The sequence below is a fragment of the Stenotrophomonas maltophilia group sp. LNF247 genome, assembly GCF_054083135.1.
Genome location: NZ_JBSRQL010000004.1, coordinates 55,821 through 73,933 on the forward strand (window position 1 = coordinate 55,821; position 18,113 = coordinate 73,933).

15 protein-coding genes are annotated in these 18,113 nt (G+C 68.1%); 11 read left to right on the forward strand and 4 right to left on the reverse strand.

Annotation, left to right across the window (positions count from 1 at the left end; translation table 11 throughout):
- The first annotated feature begins 78 nt into the window (after positions 1–78).
- Positions 79–258: a 30S ribosomal protein THX gene (locus ACTXG9_RS05550; RefSeq protein WP_004150462.1), complete on the forward strand. Its 180-nt coding sequence runs from the start codon at positions 79–81 to the stop codon at positions 256–258.
- Between the two features lie 129 nt (positions 259–387).
- Here ACTXG9_RS05550 and ACTXG9_RS05555 read toward each other — a convergent pair whose 3' ends face one another.
- The 3 genes from ACTXG9_RS05555 to ACTXG9_RS05565 form a co-directional block, all read right to left on the reverse strand.
- Positions 388–1,638 (reverse strand): alkaline phosphatase family protein, encoded by a 1,251-nt coding sequence (locus tag ACTXG9_RS05555; RefSeq protein ID WP_346483510.1) that lies wholly within the window; start codon positions 1,636–1,638, stop codon positions 388–390.
- 489 nt (positions 1,639–2,127) lie between these two features.
- The gene (locus tag ACTXG9_RS05560; RefSeq protein ID WP_021202265.1) at positions 2,128–2,619 is read right to left on the reverse strand and encodes a methylated-DNA--[protein]-cysteine S-methyltransferase; all 492 of its coding nucleotides are present in this window, start codon (positions 2,617–2,619) and stop codon (positions 2,128–2,130) included.
- Positions 2,616–4,094, reverse strand: coding sequence for a DNA-3-methyladenine glycosylase 2 (locus tag ACTXG9_RS05565; RefSeq protein ID WP_111101992.1), 1,479 nt, complete (start codon positions 4,092–4,094; stop codon positions 2,616–2,618). Before ACTXG9_RS05565 ends, ACTXG9_RS05560 begins: the two co-directional genes overlap by 4 nt.
- A 444-nt stretch (positions 4,095–4,538) precedes the next feature.
- On the opposite strand from ACTXG9_RS05565, the gene ACTXG9_RS05570 reads away from it, so the two are divergent.
- The 4 genes from ACTXG9_RS05570 to ubiM all read left to right on the forward strand — a co-directional run bounded on the left by ACTXG9_RS05570 (position 4,539) and on the right by ubiM (position 7,955).
- Positions 4,539–5,699, forward strand: a complete 1,161-nt coding sequence (locus tag ACTXG9_RS05570; RefSeq protein ID WP_111098978.1) for a COG3904 family protein — start codon at positions 4,539–4,541, stop codon at positions 5,697–5,699.
- Between the two features lie 59 nt (positions 5,700–5,758).
- Entirely contained in the window at positions 5,759–6,295 is a 537-nt protein-coding gene (locus ACTXG9_RS05575) for a DUF4019 domain-containing protein (protein WP_111101993.1), read from the forward strand.
- Positions 6,296–6,306: 11 nt separating this feature from the next.
- Positions 6,307–6,696: an MAPEG family protein gene (locus ACTXG9_RS05580; protein ID WP_111101994.1), complete on the forward strand. Its 390-nt coding sequence runs from the start codon at positions 6,307–6,309 to the stop codon at positions 6,694–6,696.
- 80 nt (positions 6,697–6,776) lie between these two features.
- Positions 6,777–7,955 carry a 5-demethoxyubiquinol-8 5-hydroxylase UbiM gene (gene ubiM, locus ACTXG9_RS05585; protein ID WP_021203643.1) on the forward strand — a complete coding sequence of 393 codons (1,179 nt, stop codon included), beginning with the start codon at positions 6,777–6,779 and terminating at the stop codon, positions 7,953–7,955.
- An 11-nt stretch (positions 7,956–7,966) separates the two neighbouring features.
- On the opposite strand, the gene ACTXG9_RS05590 is transcribed toward ubiM, so the two are convergent.
- Positions 7,967–8,188: an RNA-binding S4 domain-containing protein gene (locus tag ACTXG9_RS05590; protein ID WP_019659156.1), complete on the reverse strand. Its 222-nt coding sequence runs from the start codon at positions 8,186–8,188 to the stop codon at positions 7,967–7,969.
- A 264-nt stretch (positions 8,189–8,452) separates the two neighbouring features.
- Here ACTXG9_RS05590 and ACTXG9_RS05595 point away from each other — a divergent pair, with 264 nt between their 5' ends.
- The 6 genes from ACTXG9_RS05595 to ACTXG9_RS05620 all read left to right on the forward strand — a co-directional run bounded on the left by ACTXG9_RS05595 (position 8,453) and on the right by ACTXG9_RS05620 (position 18,109).
- Positions 8,453–10,399, forward strand: coding sequence for a DEAD/DEAH box helicase (locus ACTXG9_RS05595; protein WP_111101995.1), 1,947 nt, complete (start codon positions 8,453–8,455; stop codon positions 10,397–10,399).
- Positions 10,400–10,617: 218 nt separating this feature from the next.
- Positions 10,618–13,041 carry a putative bifunctional diguanylate cyclase/phosphodiesterase gene (locus tag ACTXG9_RS05600; RefSeq protein ID WP_111101996.1) on the forward strand — a complete coding sequence of 808 codons (2,424 nt, stop codon included), beginning with the start codon at positions 10,618–10,620 and terminating at the stop codon, positions 13,039–13,041.
- Between the two features lie 109 nt (positions 13,042–13,150).
- On the forward strand, positions 13,151–14,815 hold the full coding sequence (locus ACTXG9_RS05605) for a sensor domain-containing diguanylate cyclase (protein ID WP_456115408.1): 1,665 nt from the start codon (positions 13,151–13,153) through the stop codon (positions 14,813–14,815).
- A gap of 34 nt (positions 14,816–14,849) precedes the next feature.
- Complete coding sequence (locus ACTXG9_RS05610; RefSeq protein WP_019659152.1) at positions 14,850–15,572, forward strand: pseudouridine synthase; 723 nt, start codon at positions 14,850–14,852, stop codon at positions 15,570–15,572.
- A 143-nt stretch (positions 15,573–15,715) separates the two neighbouring features.
- Entirely contained in the window at positions 15,716–16,786 is a 1,071-nt protein-coding gene (locus ACTXG9_RS05615) for a sensor domain-containing diguanylate cyclase (protein ID WP_456115409.1), read from the forward strand.
- A 162-nt stretch (positions 16,787–16,948) separates the two neighbouring features.
- Complete coding sequence (locus ACTXG9_RS05620) at positions 16,949–18,109, forward strand: AAA family ATPase (protein WP_227854131.1); 1,161 nt, start codon at positions 16,949–16,951, stop codon at positions 18,107–18,109.
- The last annotated feature ends 4 nt before the right edge of the window (positions 18,110–18,113 follow it).

Here is an 18,113-nt window from a genome sequence, read left to right on the forward strand (position 1 = left end):
GGGGCGCCCAGCAAGGCGGCCCCGCCGAACCCGTGTCAGTACGGGGTAACCAGATTTCACACTTGAGGAGTTGAAGACATGGGTAAGGGTGACCGCAAGACCGCCAAGGGCAAGCGCTACAACGCCAGCTACGGCAACGCCCGTTCGCACACCGCGAGCAAGGTCGCCGTAGGCGCCGCCGCCCCGGTTGCCAAGAAGACCGTGGCCAAGGCTCCGGCGAAGAAGGCTGTGGCGAAGAAGGCCGTCGCCAAGGCCTGATCCGGCCGACCGACCGGTCCAAAGAAAAACGCGGCGCCTGGCGCCGCGTTTTTTTTATGCACGTTCTTGTAGAGCCGAGCCCATCCTCGGCGCAATGCAGCCGAGCGTGGGCTCGGCTCTACAATCGGATCAGCGCAGGGTCTTCTTCAGCGTTTCCGGATTTCCGTCGTTCGGCGCGGCCGGCACCTGCAGCAGGTGCGCCAGCAGCGGGTAGACGTCGACATTGTCGAAGCCATCGATCACCAAACCCTGTCGGAATGACGGGCCGCTGGCCACGAACACGGCACGCATGGAGGGCAGGGCATTGTCGTAGCCATGCGAGCCGCGATCCTGATGGTCGCGTTTGGCGATTTTCTCCTGATGCAGGGCATCCCAGCCTTCATCCATGACACAGACGATGGCCGGAACCCGCGGATGCGTGCCATAGTGCCAGCGTGCCGGCAGGTTCTCCTTCTTCCAGCATTCGTAGTGCGCGTGGCGTCCGAGCAGGGCGCGTTCGGCTTCCGCTTCGCGGCCGGCGACCGGCGCAAAACCCACCGACTGGCCCTGGCTGATATTGCGTGCAATGGCCGGGTCGGCCATCGACTCGGTGGAGATCACCTGGCCGACCGGCACGCTGGCCATGCCATGGTCAGAGACCACGATCACGTTGGTGGTCGCGGCGAGGCCGCGCTGCTGCAGCCCATCGAGCACCTGGCCGACGATCTGGTCGGCGTGCACGATGGCGTCGGCATACTGCTTCGACTCGGGGCCGTAGTTGTGGCCGGCCTTGTCCACGTGTTCCATGTACAGCGTGGTGAGGCGCGGTGCATCAGCATCGGTCTGCGCCAGCCAGTCGAGCACGATGCCGGCCCGCTGTTCCAGCGGTTGCTTGCCGTCGTACACGCGCCACTTGCTGGGGCGCACGCCGCGGATTTCAGACTCACTGCCCGGCCACGCCGTGGTGGCCGAACGTACGCCAGCGTTCTCGGCACTGACCCAGATCGGTTCGCCACCCCACCAGCCGCTGGTGGTGACCGCGTCGCGGTTGCTCAGTTCGAAACGGCCCAGGGTTGCATCGTCCATGCTGTTGTTGACGATGCCGTGGTGGTCCGGACGCAGGCCGGTGACGATGGTGTAGTGGTTGGGGAAGGTCAGCGACGGATAGGACGGCGTCATCCAGCGTGCACGCACGCCGCCGTCGATCAGTCGCTGCAGGTTCGGGGTCAGGCCGCGGTCCAGCGCGTCGGCACGCAGGCCATCGATGGAGATCAGCAGCAGCTTGGGCGGCGCAGCCGCAGCGACGGGTGTGGGAACGGAGGCGGAAGGGGCGGGCGCGGTGGTGCAGGCGGCCAATGGCAGCAGCAGCGCCAGCGCGCAGGTCAGGCGTACGGAAGTCATCCGCGCATGATAGTGCGAGGTAATGACGCGCCCAAGACACGGCGCACTATTGCGCGCCGTGTCCGCGCATTTTTCCTTATCCCCGCGCCTGTCGGCGCGCCCCCTTCAACAAAAAGGGGGCTTTTCTCCAGACAGTTTACAGACGCTTCCATCCACGCATGGCGTGGATCTACCGCGTCGACCAAGGTCGACACCTACCCACCGCCGCGGGAATCTGTCGAAGGTGGGGCGGTGTGGGTTGGCAGGACCGTTGGCGCCATGGATGGCGCCATCGAGCCCCCATGGGTGAGGGCGCTTTGCTTGCGAAGCACTGCTTCGCAAGCGCCCGAACGCCCAGCCGCCAGCGGCTGGACCGGACCGCGGAGCGGGGTTTACGGCGTGTCCTGCCCACCCATACCGCCCCACCCAACGCGTAGAAAATCGGAGCTGTATTGGCTCTTGACCTTGCCGTTGCCTCTGCGGGTGCCGGGCGCAGCCCGGCCAGCCCTCTCAGGCGAACAGCGGGGCCTGGCGTTGTTCCAGCCGCAGCAGCGCCGCCTTGGTTTCCAGGCCGCCGCCGAAACCGGTCAGTGCGCCGTTGCTGCCGATCACGCGGTGGCAGGGCAGGATGATCGGCAGCGGGTTGCGCCCGTTGGCTGCACCGACCGCACGGGTCGCGCTGGGTTGGCCCAGGTGCTGCGCCAGCTGCAGGTAGCTCCAGGTCTGGCCGAACGGAATCAACGCCAGCGCCTGCCACACACGCAGCTGGAACGGCGTGCCGCGTGGTGCCAGCACAAGGTCGAAGCTGCTGCGTTCGCCGTGCAGGAACTGCAGCAGTTGCTCGCGCGCTTCCGGCAGCGCATCCGGTGCGTAGTGCCAGTCATCGCGCCCGCGTGCCGGATGGCGGTTCTCGGGGAAAAGCACATGTGACAGGCCACGTTCGTCACCGGCGATGGTCAACACGCCGATCGGGCTGTCGAAACGGTCGAACAACAGGGTCATGTCGGTTCTCCAACGAACGTGCCGGACAGGTTCCACAGGTGCAGCACCGCGTAGGCGCGCCACGGCCGCCACGGTTGCGAGCGCGCTTCGGTTGCACGTTCGCTCAGGCGCTGGCCCTGCGCGTGGCCGAGCACCTGCTGCAGTACAAGATCGCCGGCCGGGAACGCATCGGGCTGGCCGAGCCCGCGCAGGGCGATGTACTGCGCCGTCCACGGGCCGATGCCGGGCAGCGCAACGCAGCGCGCAACGAATTCCTCCAATGCCTGCCCGGGCGCGAAGTCGAGCTGGCCGCTGGCGCAGGCGGCCGCCAGCGCACGCACGGTGGCGGCGCGGCTGCGCGGCAGGCCGATCGATTCCAGGGGCGCTTCGGCCAGCACCTCGGGCGCCGGGAACTGGCGATCGAATTCCGATGGCATGCCCGGCAGGTGCGCGCCATAGGCGTCGACCAGGCGCCGCGCGAAGGTGGTGGCTGCGGCCACACTGACCTGCTGTCCGAGCACGGCGCGTACGCCCACCTCGAAGCCATCCCAGCCGCCGGGTACGCGCAGCCCGGGGCGTTCGGCGATACCGCGCGCCAGCAAGGGTTCTTCGCTCAGCGCGGCGTGCACCTGCTGCAGGTCCGCGTCCAGATCGAATACGCGGCGCACGCGGCGCACGATGTCCGGAATCAGACGCGGATCGACCGCGCCCAGCTGCAGGCGCAACTCCGGGCGCTTCGGGTCGGCGGTGACCCGCAGCAGGGTGGGGCGTTCGGGCGTGCCCAGCACACGCTGGTAGCTGTCTTCGCCGATCAGTTCGATGCCAGGCAGGCTGCGTTTGCGCAGGAAGGCCAGCATGCGCGGGAAGTCCAGCGGCGGGCGATACACCAGGCGCAGCACCAGGCCGCCGTCATCGGCGGCCAGCGGCTGGTGCTGGCGACGCAGCGCCGTCGGTGCCATGCCGCAACCCTGCAGGAAAGCGGTGTTGAAGCGGCGCAGGCTGTTGTAGCCGGCGGCCAGCGCAACGTCGGTCACCGGCAGCGTGGTCTCGGTCAGCAGTTGCTTGGCCAGCAGCAGGCGATGGGTGGCGTGGATCTGCGCCGGCGTCGCGCCCAGATGTTCAACGAACAGGCGCTGCAGCTGGCGCGCGCTCAGGCCGATCTTCTGCGCGAGGTCCGCGACGGGCTGCTCCTGAAGGAAGCCGCCATGGATCAGGGCGAGTGCGCGTTGCACGGTCTGCCCGGCCAATGCCTGCTGGGCCTGCGGTGCCAGTTCAGGACGGCAGCGCAGGCACGGGCGGTAGCCGGCAGCTGCGGCCGCAGCGGCGGTGGGGTAGTAGGTGATGTTGCGCGGCTTCGGTGCCGGTGCCGGGCACACCGGGCGGCAGTAGATGCCGGTACTGCGCACGGCGGTGAAGAACACGCCGTCGAAGCGCGCGTCGCGGGCCAGGCGGGCACGGTCGCAGGCGGCGGTGTCGAGGGCGAGGGCGGTATCCATGGCGCCAGTCTAGGCATGTGCGGCTGGAGATACTCGCCACATTCGGACATGGATGCTGAAGAGGGTTGGGCAGGGCTGCGCCCTGCACCCGCAGAGGCAACAGCAACAGCAGGCTTCCTGCGGGAGTGCGGGGTGGGGCCGGTGGCAGGGGGCGCTGCAAGTACGTCCCTGTAGCTCGGTCGCGCCATCCATGGCGCTCACGCCCCTGCCACCGGACCCACCCCGCCTTCGACAGTTTCCCGCGGCCTGCCGGAACGGCATCCCGCTCTGGGTGTCGACCTTGGTCGACACGGTAGATCCACGCCATGCGTGGATGGAGTGGTGCAAGACGCTGTAATGAAAAGGTTGGAGCCAGAGGGTCAGAAGGGGTTCAGTGCCACGCGCTGAACGGGTGCCCCGGACGGGTAGACTGTGGCTCCTGCTCACGTGAAGACTGGTTGCCCGATGTCCGCCAAACGCCGCTGGTTGCCCCTGTTGTGCCTGGCCCTGGCGGGCTGCAGCCAGCTGGAAAATCCGGGCAATGTGACTGCTGCCGACAAGGCGGCGCGGGCACCGGCCAGCGATGGCGAGAACATGGTGTCGATCAATGCGGCCGATGCACCGCCACCGCCAGCGCCGCCGCGCAGCCAGGCGGATCGGCCGTGGCCGCAGGCGCAGCTTGAGAATGGCCGTGCCTGGGTCAGCTGCAGCACGGAATATGCTGGCGATGCCGGCGACGGTGTCGAGCTGGAAGGCCTGCAGCGCGAGCAGATCACCCAGGCGCTGGCGCCGTGCGCCGAGCGCGGCCTGATGCGCGTGCGTTACGCCGGCAAGATCAATCCGGGCTTCGCCGAGATGATGTGGCGGTTGGCGGTGGTCGCCGACCAGCAGAAGATCCACAAGCGCATCCTCGATCTGGATTCCAGCGGCGGCCAGGTGGAATCGGCGATCGTTGCCGGTGACAGCATCGGTGAATCCGGCTGGACCATCTGGGTGCGCGAAGGCTCGATCTGCCACAGCGCCTGCGTGTTCGTGCTGGCCGCCGGTGACAACCGCCTGCTGTCGGGCAAGGTCGGCATCCACCGCATGATGCGGATCAGCTCCAAGGCCACCTCGCGCGCGGAACTCAACCGCGAGCTGCACGAGGTCTACGACAACGTGAAGGACTATCTGCAGCGCAATGGCGTGGCGGTTGGCGTGGCCGATCTGATGATGACCGTGCCCAACCGCAGCCTGCGCCTGCTGACTCCGGACGAGCTGCGCCAGTACGGCCTGGATGGGACCAATGCGGTGCAGGATGATCTGGAACGGATCAAGCAGATGCGTGCCTGCGGCGATGATTTCGTGCAGCGCAAGGACGCGTTCCTGGTCGCCTTCGACCAGCAATGCAAGCGCGAAGGCGCCGACATGGAGTCGATCAACAGCTGCGGCCAGGCGTTGAAACAGCGCTTCGGCTTTCCCGACGCGGTGTGCCCGGACGAAAGCCCGCTGTCGGAGATCGATGTGGCGACGCTGCCCCCGGCACCGCCGGAACCGCCGATGGCCGAGCAGGCAGCCGACGATGCAGGCAAGTCTGCGGCGCAGGCCGATGCGGCGGCGGTGGAAGGCAACGCCCACGCGCGCTGACGAACCGCTCACCGCGCTGGCGTAGACTGCGGTCCTTTCCTCGAGAACCGGCGGTGTCCATGAAGCGCGCGCTCCTGCTGCTGTCCCTGCTGCCCCTGACTGCGTTGGCGCAGGCACCTGCGCCGGCACCGGCACCCGCGCGCCCGGCCCCGGCATCGCCGGCGGCTGCGAAACCGGCCACCGCCGGCGCTCCGGCATTGACCGCCGCGCAGCAGGCCCAGGTGCAGAAGCAGGACGCCGAAATGGGCGCGGCTGCGTTGAAGGCGGCGCAGCTGGTCGATGCCAACCGCGCCGGCGAACTGTGGGATGGCGCTTCGGCCGTCGCCCGTCGTGCGGTGCCGAAGGCCGCCTTCGTCAGCCAGCTGACCACCGAGCGTGCGCGCCTGGGGGCGTTGGCCGGGCGTGGCCAGCCCACCATCACCCGGGTCAAGTACAGCGCCGGTGCTGCGGTGCCGGAAGGGCTGTACATCAACGTCAGCTTCCCGACCCGTTTCGCCAACAGCGCGCAGCCGGTGCGCGAGCTGGTCTCGTTCCGTTTCGACGAAGACCAGGTGTGGCGCCTGGCCGGTTACAGCCTGCGTGCGTCGGCACCCTGAGGAGATGAGCGATGGCAACTGAACTGGCAATGCTGGCCTGGTCGATCGTGCTCGGCTTCGTGTACATCTTCGCCACCTCCACCGTGGTCACCCGCGAGCGCGGGATGAAGTGGAATGCCTCGGCACGCGATGGCGATGCAAAGCCGCTCAGCCCGCTGGCCGGCCGCCTGCAGCGGGCCCAGGCCAACTTCCTGGAAACCTTCCCGTTCTTCGCCGCTGCCGCCATTGCAGTAGTCGTGGCCGGTCGCGGCAACGGCACCACGGCGCTGGCTGCGCAGGCCTACTTCTGGGCGCGTGTGGTCTATCTGCCCCTGTACGCGGCCGGCGTGCCCTACCTGCGCAGCCTGGTGTGGCTGGTGTCGCTGCTGTCGATCCTGGCGCTGGTGTTCGCGTTGTTGTGACCCGCGCCTGATCCAGATCAAGGCCGGTCAGGCGCGCGGCGCTATGCTGGCCCGGACTGAATCAACGGCAGGAGACGCGCATGCGCAGGATGGACGTGGTGGTGGTCGGCGCCGGACCGGCGGGCCTGTGCTTCGCTCGGGCGCTGGCCGGCAGTGGCCTGCAGGTCGGGCTGGTCGAAGTTCAACCGCGCCAGGCGCTGGCCGAGGCCGCCTTCGATGGCCGCGAGATCGCGTTGACCCATGCCTCGCGGCAGAGCATGGAGCAGCTGGGGCTGTGGCAGCGCCTGCCGCCGGCCGAAGTCGCTGAACTGCGAGATGCCAAGGTGATGAACGGCGGTTCGCCGTTCGCGCTGACCTTCGCCAGCAGCCAGGTCGACGGCCAGCCGCTGGGCTGGCTGGTGCCCAACCATCTGATCCGCCGCGCTGCATGGGATGCCGTGCAGGACCAGGATGGTCTGGACCTGTTCGACGGGCGCAAGGTGCAGCGCGTCCAGGCCGATGCGCAGGGCCACGTGGTCAGACTCGATGACGGCAGCCAACTGCACGCCCGCCTGCTGGTCGCGGCTGACAGCCGCTTCTCCGCCACCCGCCGCATGCTTGGCATCGGTGCGCAGATGCGCGACTTCGGCAAGTCGATGCTGGTGTGCCGCATGCAGGTCGAGCGCGACCATCACCACACGGCCTGGGAATGGTTCGGTTACGGCCGCACCATGGCGCTGCTGCCGCTCAACGAGGGCCAGGCATCGGCGGTGATCACGCTGCCGCCGCGGCAGATCGAAGAACTGCTGGCGATGGATGAGGTGGCCTTCGGCGATGCCATCAGTGCGTGCTTTGAACATCGCCTGGGCCGCATGCAGCCGGTGGCGACGCCGCAGGCGTACCCGCTGGTGGGTGTGTACGCGCACCGTTTCGTCGGCGAGCGTTCTGCGCTGATCGGCGATGCCGCAGTCGGCATGCATCCGGTCACCGCGCATGGCTTCAACCTGGGCCTGGCCAGCGCACAGCGGCTGGCGCAGGGCATCGTCGCGCAGCAGCGTCGCGGTGCCGACATTGCTGCCGCCGGCATGCTGACCAGCTACCAGCGGGGCCATCGGCTGGCGTCGCGGCCGCTGTACGAAGCCACCAATGCGATCGCCAGCCTGTACACCGACGACCGTCGCCCGGCGCGCCTGCTGCGTGCGGCTGGCCTGCGCCTGGCGCAGGGCGTGGCACCGTTCAGGCAGCTGATCGCCTCGCACCTGACCCAGCGCGTGGCCTGAACGGCTTCAGATCAGCCGGCAGCCAGCACTCGGATCTGGCTGCCGGAAAATTCGACCACCTGGCCCGCGCGGATCTTGCAGGCCTTGCGCAGCTCGATTTCGCCATCGACCCGCACCTGGCCTTCACTGATGACCATCTTGGCCTCGCCGCCGCTGGTGACCAGGTCGGCCAGCTTGAGCAGCTGCTTGAGTTCGACGTAGTCACCGTCGAGGTCGAATTCGAGAATCTGCATGGAGCGGGTTCCTGGGAAGAGGGCGCAGGCCAGCGGCCGGGCCGGGAAGCGGGCGCGTATTGTGCGCCAGCACGGGCTCGACGGCACGCGCACGGAAAGCTGTACGCCTCGTTCAGGATCAATGCGGTATCATCCCGCTCTGAGCGAGTGAAATCTCCTCCGACCGAGCAGCGCCAGGGCACGCGATAAGAAGGGCGCCCAAAGCGCGGACCATCCCTTTTTTATCGCACTGCCAGGAAGACGGCAGTGCCTTCGGAGTTCCCCATGTCCCAAGATTCCCAAGCGCCGCTGCAGTTCGCGCAGCTCGGCCTGTCCGAGCCCGTGATGCAGGCGGTCACCGCCATCGGCTACGAAACCCCGTCGCCGATCCAGGCCGCCACCATCCCGGCGATGCTGGAAGGCCGCGACGTGCTGGGCCAGGCCCAGACCGGTACCGGCAAGACCGCTGCGTTCGCACTGCCGGTACTGTCAAACATCGACCTGCAGCAGATCAAGCCGCAGGCCCTGATCCTGGCGCCGACCCGCGAACTGGCCATCCAGGTCGCCGAGGCATTCCAGTCCTACTCGTCGAAGATCCCGGGCTTCCGCGTGTTGCCGGTGTACGGCGGCCAGCCTTACGGGCAGCAGCTGTCGGCGCTGCGCCGTGGCGTGCATGTCGTGGTCGGTACCCCCGGTCGCGTGATCGACCACCTGGACCGCAGCACCCTGGACCTGTCCGAGCTGAAGACCCTGGTGCTGGACGAAGCCGATGAAATGCTGCGCATGGGCTTCATCGACGACGTCGAAGCGGTGCTGAAGAAGCTGCCGGAGCAGCGCCAGGTGGCCCTGTTCTCGGCCACCATGCCGCCGCAGATCCGCCGCATCGCGCAGACCTACCTGCAGGATCCGGTGGAAGTGACCATTGCGGCCAAGACCACCACCTCGGCCAACATCCGCCAGCGTTACTGGTGGGTGAGCGGCATGCACAAGCTGGATGCGCTGACCCGCATCCTGGAAGTCGAGCCGTTCGACGCGATGATCATCTTCGCGCGCACCAAGGCCGGCACCGAAGAACTGGCCAGCAAGCTGCAGGCCCGTGGCCTGGCCGCTGCCGCCATCAACGGCGACATGCAGCAGGCCCAGCGTGAGCGCACCATCGCCATGCTGAAGGAAGGCAAGCTGGACATCCTGGTTGCCACCGACGTGGCTGCGCGCGGCCTGGACGTGGAGCGCATCAGCCACGTGCTGAACTACGACATCCCGTACGACACCGAAAGCTACGTGCACCGCATCGGCCGTACCGGTCGTGCCGGCCGCAGCGGCGAGGCGATCCTGTTCGCGACCCCGCGCGAGAAGGGCATGCTGCGCCAGATCGAGCGCGCCACCCGCCAGCCGATCGAAGAGATGCAGCTGCCGAGCGTGGAAGCGGTCAACGACACCCGCATCAACAAGTTCACCTCGCGCATCAGCGAAACCCTGGGTGCCGGTGGCCTGGACTTCTACCGCCAGCTGCTGGAGCGCTTCGAGAACGAGCAGAACGTGCCGGCCATCGAGATCGCCGCCGCGCTGGCCAGGATGCTGCAGGGTGACACCCCGTTCCTGCTGCAGCCGCCGGTGCGTGCCCCGCGTGAAGAGCGCACCCCGCGCGAGCGTTTCGACCGTGGCGACCGTCCGGAGCGTGGCGATCGCTTCGACCGCAACGAGCGCGGTCCGCGCTTCGAGCGTGGCCCGCGTCGCGACGACGCCGAAGGTGGTTTCGAGCAGCGTCCGCGCCGTGAGGTTCCGCCGCGTGGTGCACCGGAGCAGGGCATGGAGACCTACCGCATTTCGGTGGGCCATCAGCATGGCGTGAAGCCGGCCAACATCGTCGGCGCCATTGCCAACGAAGCGGGCCTGGAAAGCCGCTTCATCGGCCGCATCGACATCCACGACGACTTCTCGCTGCTGGACCTGCCGGCACAGATGCCGCCGGACGTGCTGTCGCACCTGCAGAAGGTGTGGGTGTCCGGCCAGCAGCTGCAGATGCGTGCGCTGGCTCCGGGTGAAGAAACCAACCCGGCCCCGCGTCCGTTCAAGCCGCGCTTCGACAAGCGTGGCCCGGGCGGCCCGGGTGGCCCGCGTCGTGGTGGCCCGGGTGGTCCGGGTGGCCATGGTGGCGACCGCGGCGGTGACCGCGACAGCCGCCCGCCGCGTCGTGACGGCTTCAAGCCGCGCGGCCCGCGCAGCTTCTAAGCCGCACCCGCAGCCGTCCATAACAACGCCAGCCCCCGGGCTGGCGTACAGGAAAAGGGGACGGAGGGGATTAAGTCGTAAATGGCAGGCCATGCGCTTATGCCGAAAACGACTTAATCCCCTCCGTCCCCTTTTTCGCATGGCCCACACATTGCCGGTCATAGGCTGGGCCGGTTCCAAGGCAGGTTGTCACCGCAGCACATTCGGGGGGATCCGGGATGGGTAGAAGTGGCACGGACCAGCAGAGCCGGCGGGTGCCGATGACCCGTGGGCTGGGATTGCGCTTTGCGTTGTTGACGGGCATGGCGATCGGGCTGGTCGCGTTGTCCGCGTTGATCCAGGAACTGCAGGCGGCTTCGACGGCCTGGATCGCCGGGCAGGGTTACTGGTCACGCGGGCAGCAGGATGCCACTGCTGCGCTGAGCCGCTACCTGGCGCGCGGCCATGCCCAGGACCTGGAGGACGCGCGCCAGGCCCTGCGGATTCCGTTGGGAGATCTGCAGGCCCGGTTGGCGCTGGAACAGGCGGTACCGGACGAGGAGAAGGCCCGGCAGGGCTTCCTGCAGGGTGGCAACGCGCATGCCGATATCCCGCGTCTGGTGTTCTCGTTCCGCTATGCACGCGACATCGGCGCCTTCCGCGAAGCAACCGCGTTGTGGCGGCAGACCGACGATGACCTGTTGGCGGTGCAGCGGCTGGTCGCCGAGCTGCAGTCGGCGCACGCCGAAGGCACGCTGCCAGTGGCCGACCGCGACCGTTACCTGCAACAGCTGCGCGATCTGGACCGGCGGCTGCAGGTGCAGGCGCAGTCGTTTTCCCGAGCGTTGCTGCGCATGGCCACGATGGTGCGGATCGCCACGCTCGTGGTTGGTGGGCTGTCGGTGCTTGCGATCAGCCTGATGGCGGTGGCCCTCGCGCGCCGCGTCGGCAAGGACCTGACCGAACATGAAAGCCGCTTCCGCGCCGCCTTCTATCAGGCCAATGTCGGCATGCTCAAGCTCGACACCGAAGGCAAGGTGATCGAAGCCAACCAGGCGATGGCCGATATCCTCGACTACCGGCGCGACGTGCTGCTGCAGATGTCGTTGGGCGATCTGCTGATGGACGGCGAGCTTGTCATCGATGGGGTGGGCCGTATCGACTGGGACCGGCAGCTGCGGCCGAGCGAACTGCGCTTCCGCCGTCGCGATGGCAGCCTGGTCTGGGGCCGCTGGAGCGGCACCGGCGTGCGCAGCGCCGCCGGTGGCCTGTCGGTGTTCGCGATCATCGAGGACGTCAGCCAGAACCATGCACTGGCGCGCGAGATCGAGCACCACGCCAGCCATGACCCGCTGACCGGCCTGATCAACCGCCGCGAGATCGAACGGCTGCTGGAACGCGCGCTGTTGCAGGTGCGCAGCGAAGGCGGCACGCACGCGCTGTGCTATATCAACCTGGACCATTTCAAGCTGGTCAACGACAGCTTCGGCCACGCCGCTGGTGACCAGATGCTGCGCGCCTTCGCCGAGTACCTGGTGGCGGCGGTGCGTGATGGTGACTGGGTCGGCCGGCTGGGTGCGGACGAGTTCGCGGTGTTCCTCGCCCATGCCGGGCAGGACGAGGCCAAGCGCGTGCTGCAGCGGGTGATCCGCAACCTGGGCCAGGCCACGTTTCCGATCAGCGAGGGCAGCCCGCAGCTGAGCTGCAGCATCGGCGTGGTCGAGGTCAGTGCAGATGCGCCGGATGTGAACTGGTTGATGAGTGCCGCCGACAGCGCCTGCTATGCCGCCAAGCAGGCCGGGCGCAACCGCGTGCACTGCTTCAATGAGAACCGCATGGCGCTGGAGGAGCGGCGGCAGGAGGCCGAGCGCCTGCAGGGCGTCAGCCTGGCGATGGCCGAGAATCGCATGCTGCTGTATGCACAGCGCATCGCCCGCGTGGGGGATCCGTCCTACCTGCACTACGAGGTGCTGGTGCGCATGCGTGGCACCGATGGCAGCCTGCATCTGCCCGGCCAGTTCATGCCGGCGGTGGAGCGCTATGGCATGGCGGTGGCGCTGGACCGGCACGTGCTCGGGCTGCTGTTCCGCCACCTGCAGGTGTGCCCGGCGCACGTGCGCCAGCTGGGCCTGTGCAACGTCAACGTGTCCGCGCAGTCGATCGCCGAGCCGGGATTCCTCGCCTTCGTCTGCGACCTGCTCGAGCGCAACCGCGCGCTGGCCTCCAAGCTGTGCTTCGAGATCACCGAGACTGCGGCGATCAGCAACCTCAGCCAGGCCCGCGCCTTCATCGATGCGGTGAAGGCACGGGGGTGCCGGATGGCGCTGGATGACTTCGGCTCCGGCCTGTCTTCCTTCGGCTACCTGCGCCAGTTGCCGGCGGACATCCTGAAGATCGACGGCGCCTTCGTGCGCGACATGGATACCGACCCTGTCAGCCACGCCACGGTGCGCGCGATCAGCGAGCTCGGGCGCGAGCTGCAGATGGAAGTGGTGGCCGAGTGGGTGGAGACCGCCGAGGTTGCCGGTGCGCTGACCCGGCTTGGCGTACAGGGGCTGCAGGGCTATGCCATCGAACGGCCGCAGCCGCTGGAGCGGCTGACCCTGGTCGATCTGCGCCCGGTACGGCTGGTCGCGGTGAAGGGGCCGCCGGCGGCTGGCTGAACCGCGGGCGCCGACTTTGGTGTACACATGCGTGGCGTGCCCGGCTGCGATAATGCGCGTCAGGGGCGGCGCGCAGTGGGCGCGGACGTAAGCAGGAACAGGACGTGGCGTGGGCGGCAGGCAGTGGCGGTATGGAACAGGAGCGGTGCTGGCCGTCCTGATGGTGTGGTTGGCGTTGCCGTGGCCGCTTCAGGCTGCAGAGGCCGTGTCGGGCCATGATTATCTCCTGGTCGGCGGCGCTACCGACGAGCCGACGCCGCACCGCGCATGCACGCCGCAGATGCTGTCCGGCGCCCGCCAGCAGGTGCTGGTACCGGCTCCGCCGCAGGGCTGGTCAGGCCAACCGCAGGCGCTGGACGTGTTCAACGTCTTTGCCGGTGAAGTGCGCGTCCAGCATGGTGACCGCGAGATCTGCGGCAACATGCACGACGCGCGCACCCGCGATTCACGTTTCCGGGCTGGCATCGGCCTGGTGGCGGTACCGCCGGCCGGCAGCCATGAGCCGTTCTTGGTCTCCTGGCAGACACCGCTGAAGACACGTTGGGTACCGACCCTGCGGCTGGGCGCGCCCAGCCCGGTGCAGCAGAACGACACCGCCCGCCTGCTGGTGCGCGCGGCCTGCATCGCGGTGGCGATCGCGCTGGCGCTGTCGGCGTTGATGGCCTTCCTGACCACCCGGGACCGCAGTTTCCTGGTCTACATCGCCGGCACCACCGTGATGGTGCTGTGGCAGGCAATCCTCGGCGGGCTCAGCGGCTATCCGGAACCCTGGCTGCCGGTGGGCGAGCACGGCGCATGGTGGCTGCTGGCGCTGACCGCTGCGACCCAGGCACTGGTGCTGCCGGCGCTGTGGCGGCTGAACGGAGGCGATCGCGTGCTGCCTCGATCGCGCCCGGCCCAAGTGGCGGTGTTGTGGGCCCTGATGGCGCTGGCCGTGCTGGTGCCGTGGCTGCGCTGGGAGCATCTGGCCTGGGTCGCGAAGGGCTTGCAGGTGTCCTATCTGTCCGGATGTGGCCTGGCACTGATGGTCGGCGTCTGGGCACGCTGGCGCGGCGACCGTTGGGCGCAGGCGGGTCTGGCCGCGCTGGCACCGATGCTGATACTGATCATCGCCGATGCCTGTGGTGCGGCGTGGCTGCTGGAATACCGGGTGGAGGCGCTGCAGCTGGCGGTGACCTGGCTGTTGATGATGGCCGCGTATGCGTTGAACCAGCGGCTGGGCCGGCTGCGCCAGCAGCGTGATGAACTTCGCCAGCTGGCCGAGACCGACGGCCTGACCGGGCTTCCCAACCGTCGCGCCGGACTGCAGCAGCTGGCCCGCCATCTGGAACGGGTGGACCGTGAGCGCGGCCCGCTGGTGATCGGCTTCCTCGACATCGACCTGTTCAAGGACATCAACGACCGCCATGGTCACGCCGTGGGCGACCTGGTGCTGGTGGCGGTGGCGCGTGCCCTGCGCATGGCAGTGCGCAGCCAGGACGAAGTGGTACGGATGGGCGGCGAAGAGTTCCTGCTGCTGATGCCCGGCATGCCGCGCGTGGCGGCGTCGGCACGGCTGGACCGCCTGCGCCAGCGCATCACCGAGGCTGGCCAGGCCCTGCAGGTGCCGGGGCTGGAGGTGACCGCCAGCATCGGCCTGGCGCAGTGGCGACCGGGCGAGGACGATCTGGCCGGGCTGCTGCGGCGCGCCGACCATGCCATGTACGTGGCAAAGCGGGCGGGCCGCAACCGGGTGTTCGACGGCGAGGAGCTCGATCCGCCCGCCCTGGCATGAAGCGCAGCGGGCGGCGATGCCGGATAATGGGCCGATGACCACCCGACTCAACAAACATATCGCCGACACCGGCTTCTGCTCCCGCCGCGAGGCCGATCGCCTGATCGCCGCGCGCCGCGTTACCGTCAACGGCCATCCGGCCGGTACCGGCGCGGTGGTAGGCGAGGAAGACCAGGTGCTGGTCGACGGCCAGCCGCTGCGCGCCCGCGTGGCACGCAAGCCCGGCGCCCGCCGCCACGTCTACATCGCACTGAACAAGCCGGTAGGCGTCACCTGCACGACCGAAACTTCGGTCAAGGGCAACATCGTCGACTTCGTCGGCCACGAACAGCGCATCTTCCCGATCGGCCGCCTGGACAAGGACTCCGAAGGCCTGATCCTGATGACCAGCAATGGCGACATCGTCAACCAGATCCTGCGTGCCGAGAACGGCCACCAGAAGGAATACCTGGTGGCGGTGAACAAGCCGGTCACCGATGAGTTCCTGCGCGGCATGGCGCGCGGCGTGCGCATCCACGACCAGATGACGCTGCCGTGCAAGACCTCGCGCATCGCCAAGTTCGGTTTCCGCATCACCCTGCAGCAGGGCCTGAACCGGCAGATCCGCCTGATGGCTGCCGAGTTCGGCTATCGCGTGACCCAGCTGCGCCGCGTGCGCATCGACAACATCAAGATCGGCGCGCTGAAGCCGGGCCAGTGGCGCAACCTGACCGAGCAGGAGCTGCAGGGCCTGCTGCCGAAGCAGCTGGACTGGTAACGCGCGGTAGTGCCGGCCGCTGGCCGGCTACTCCAGGCATCGAATGCGCGCGGGATGCCGGCCAGCGGCCGGCACTACCCGTTGTGCGGATTACGCGCCGGCATCAGCTAGACTTTGCAGTGACCTGCCGGAAGTGACGCTGCATGATCAAGCCCGACAAGCCTGCCAACGAAGCCCTCCGGCTCGAGGCGCTGTACCGCTACCGGATCCTTGATTCGCAGCGCGAGAAGTCATTCGACGACCTGGTGGCGATCGCCAAGGCGGTCTGCGGTACCTCGATGGCGGCGGTGACCCTGATTGACGTCGAACGGCAATGGTTCAAGTCGATCCAGGGCGTCGACGCGGCGGAAAACCTGCGCAGCGAATCGATGTGTGGCCACGCCATCCTGCAGCCGCACGAAATCATGGTGGTCGAGGATGCGTTGCAGGACATCCGCTTCCACGACAACCCGGTGGTGACCGGCGACCCGCACATCCGCTTCTACGCCGGTGCGCCGCTGATCAGTTCCGATGGCCTGCCGCTGGGTACGCTGTGCGTGTTCGATGCACAGCCGCAGCACCTGCCAAGCGACAAGGCCGAGGCGCTGGCCGCGCTGTCGCGGCAGGTGATGCTGGTGATGGAGCTGCGCCGTTTCGCGCTCGACATCCAGAACCACATGCTGGAACGCGATGATTACGAGCGCCTGCTGTCGGAGTACCACGACGTGCTGCTGGCGCAGAACGCCGACCTGGCCGAGCAGAGCCGCACCGATGCGCTGACCGGCCTGCCGAACCGCCGCGCGATGGCGGCGGCGCTGGACGAGGCAGTGGCGGTGACCGGGGATCAGCCCGCTGTGGCCTGCGTCGCGCTGCTGGACATCGACCACTTCAAGCACATCAACGATTTCCAGGGCCACGCCACCGGCGACCGGGTGCTGGCCGAGCTGGGCACGCTGCTGCGCTCGCACTTCGCCGGCCGTGGCATGGCCGCGCGCTATGGCGGCGAGGAGTTCGTGGCGGTGATGCCGGCGACCGACCTGCAAACCGCCGAACTTCAGTGCGAGTTCCTGCGCCTGGCCGTTGCTGATCTGCCGCTGGGGTTCCCGGTCACGATCAGTATTGGAGTGGCCCAGCACCAGCCCGGTGAAAGCGTGGATGAGACGCTGGCACGTGCCGACAAGGCGCTGTACCGGGCCAAGGGCAAAGGTCGCAACCGGGTGGAACGGGCGGACTGAAACACGGCGGTTCGCGCGTTGAACGCATGCGACGCGTGGATGATTCGATGCCGCTCCAGTAGATCCACGCCATGCGTGGATGCTCTTCCCGTTTCACTTGGCGTCGCAGCTCCTGCGATCAGAACCGGCCAGCATGACGCCCTGTTTCCCCGGACGCCGCCCATGCTGCAGACCCTGGCCATCGCCCACTATCGTTCGCTGCACGGGCTCGTACTGCCGCTGCAGCAGTTGAATGTGGTGACCGGTGACAACGGCAGTGGCAAGTCCAGCCTGTACCGTGCCCTGCGCCTGCTGGCCGAGACCGCGCAGGGCGGCGTCGCGGCGGTGCTGGCCCGCGAAGGCGGGCTGGGCTCGGCGCTGTGGGCGGGTCCGGAAAAAATGGACCGTCGGGTTGCTGCCGGCGAAATCCCCCTGCAGGGCGGCCCACGCCAGGAATCGGTGGGATTGAAGTTGGGCTTCGCCACTGACGAATTCGGCTACGCCATCGATCTGGGCTACCCGCCGCCCAGTCGATCGGCCTTCGCGCTGGACCCGCAGATCAAGGCCGAGGCGATCTGGGCCGGCCCGTTCCTGCGCAGCGCCAACCTGCTGGTTGATCGCCGTGGGGCAATGGTTCGGCAACGCCATGCGCGCGGTTGGGATCTGGTGGATGACAGGTTGTCGCTGTTCGACAGCCTGTTCACCCAGGTCGGCGATCCGCAGCGCCTGCCGGAAACCATCGCCCTGCGCGAGTACATCCGTCGCTGGCGCTTCTACGACCATTTCCGCAGCGACGCCGATGCACCGGCGCGGCAGCCGGCGATGGCCACGCGCACGCCGGTGCTGCATCACGACGGCCGGGATCTGGCCGCGGCCTGGGTCACCATCCTCGAGATCGGTGACCCGGTGGCGTTGGCACGCAGCGTCGACGATGCGTTCCCCGGTGCCACGGTCGGCTTCGAAGAGCTGGACGGTCGACTGGCCCTGCGCTTCCACCAGCTGGGGTTGCTGCGGCCGTTGTCGATGGCCGAACTGTCCGACGGTACGCTGCGCTTCCTGCTGCTGGCTGCTGCGCTGCACACGCCGCGTCCACCGCCGCTGCTGGTGCTCAACGAGCCGGAGACCAGCCTGCATCCGGACCTGCTGCCGGCGCTGGCGCGGCTGATCATCGCAGCCAGTTCGCGCAGCCAGGTATGGGTGGTGTCACACGCCAGCCGCCTGATCGCGGCGCTGGAACAGGCGCCAGGGTGCCATTCGCTGCATCTGTACAAGGAACAGGGCCGCACGCTGTTGAGCGGGCAGGGCCTGCTGGATGCGCCGGCCTGGCATTGGCCGCAGCGTTGATACG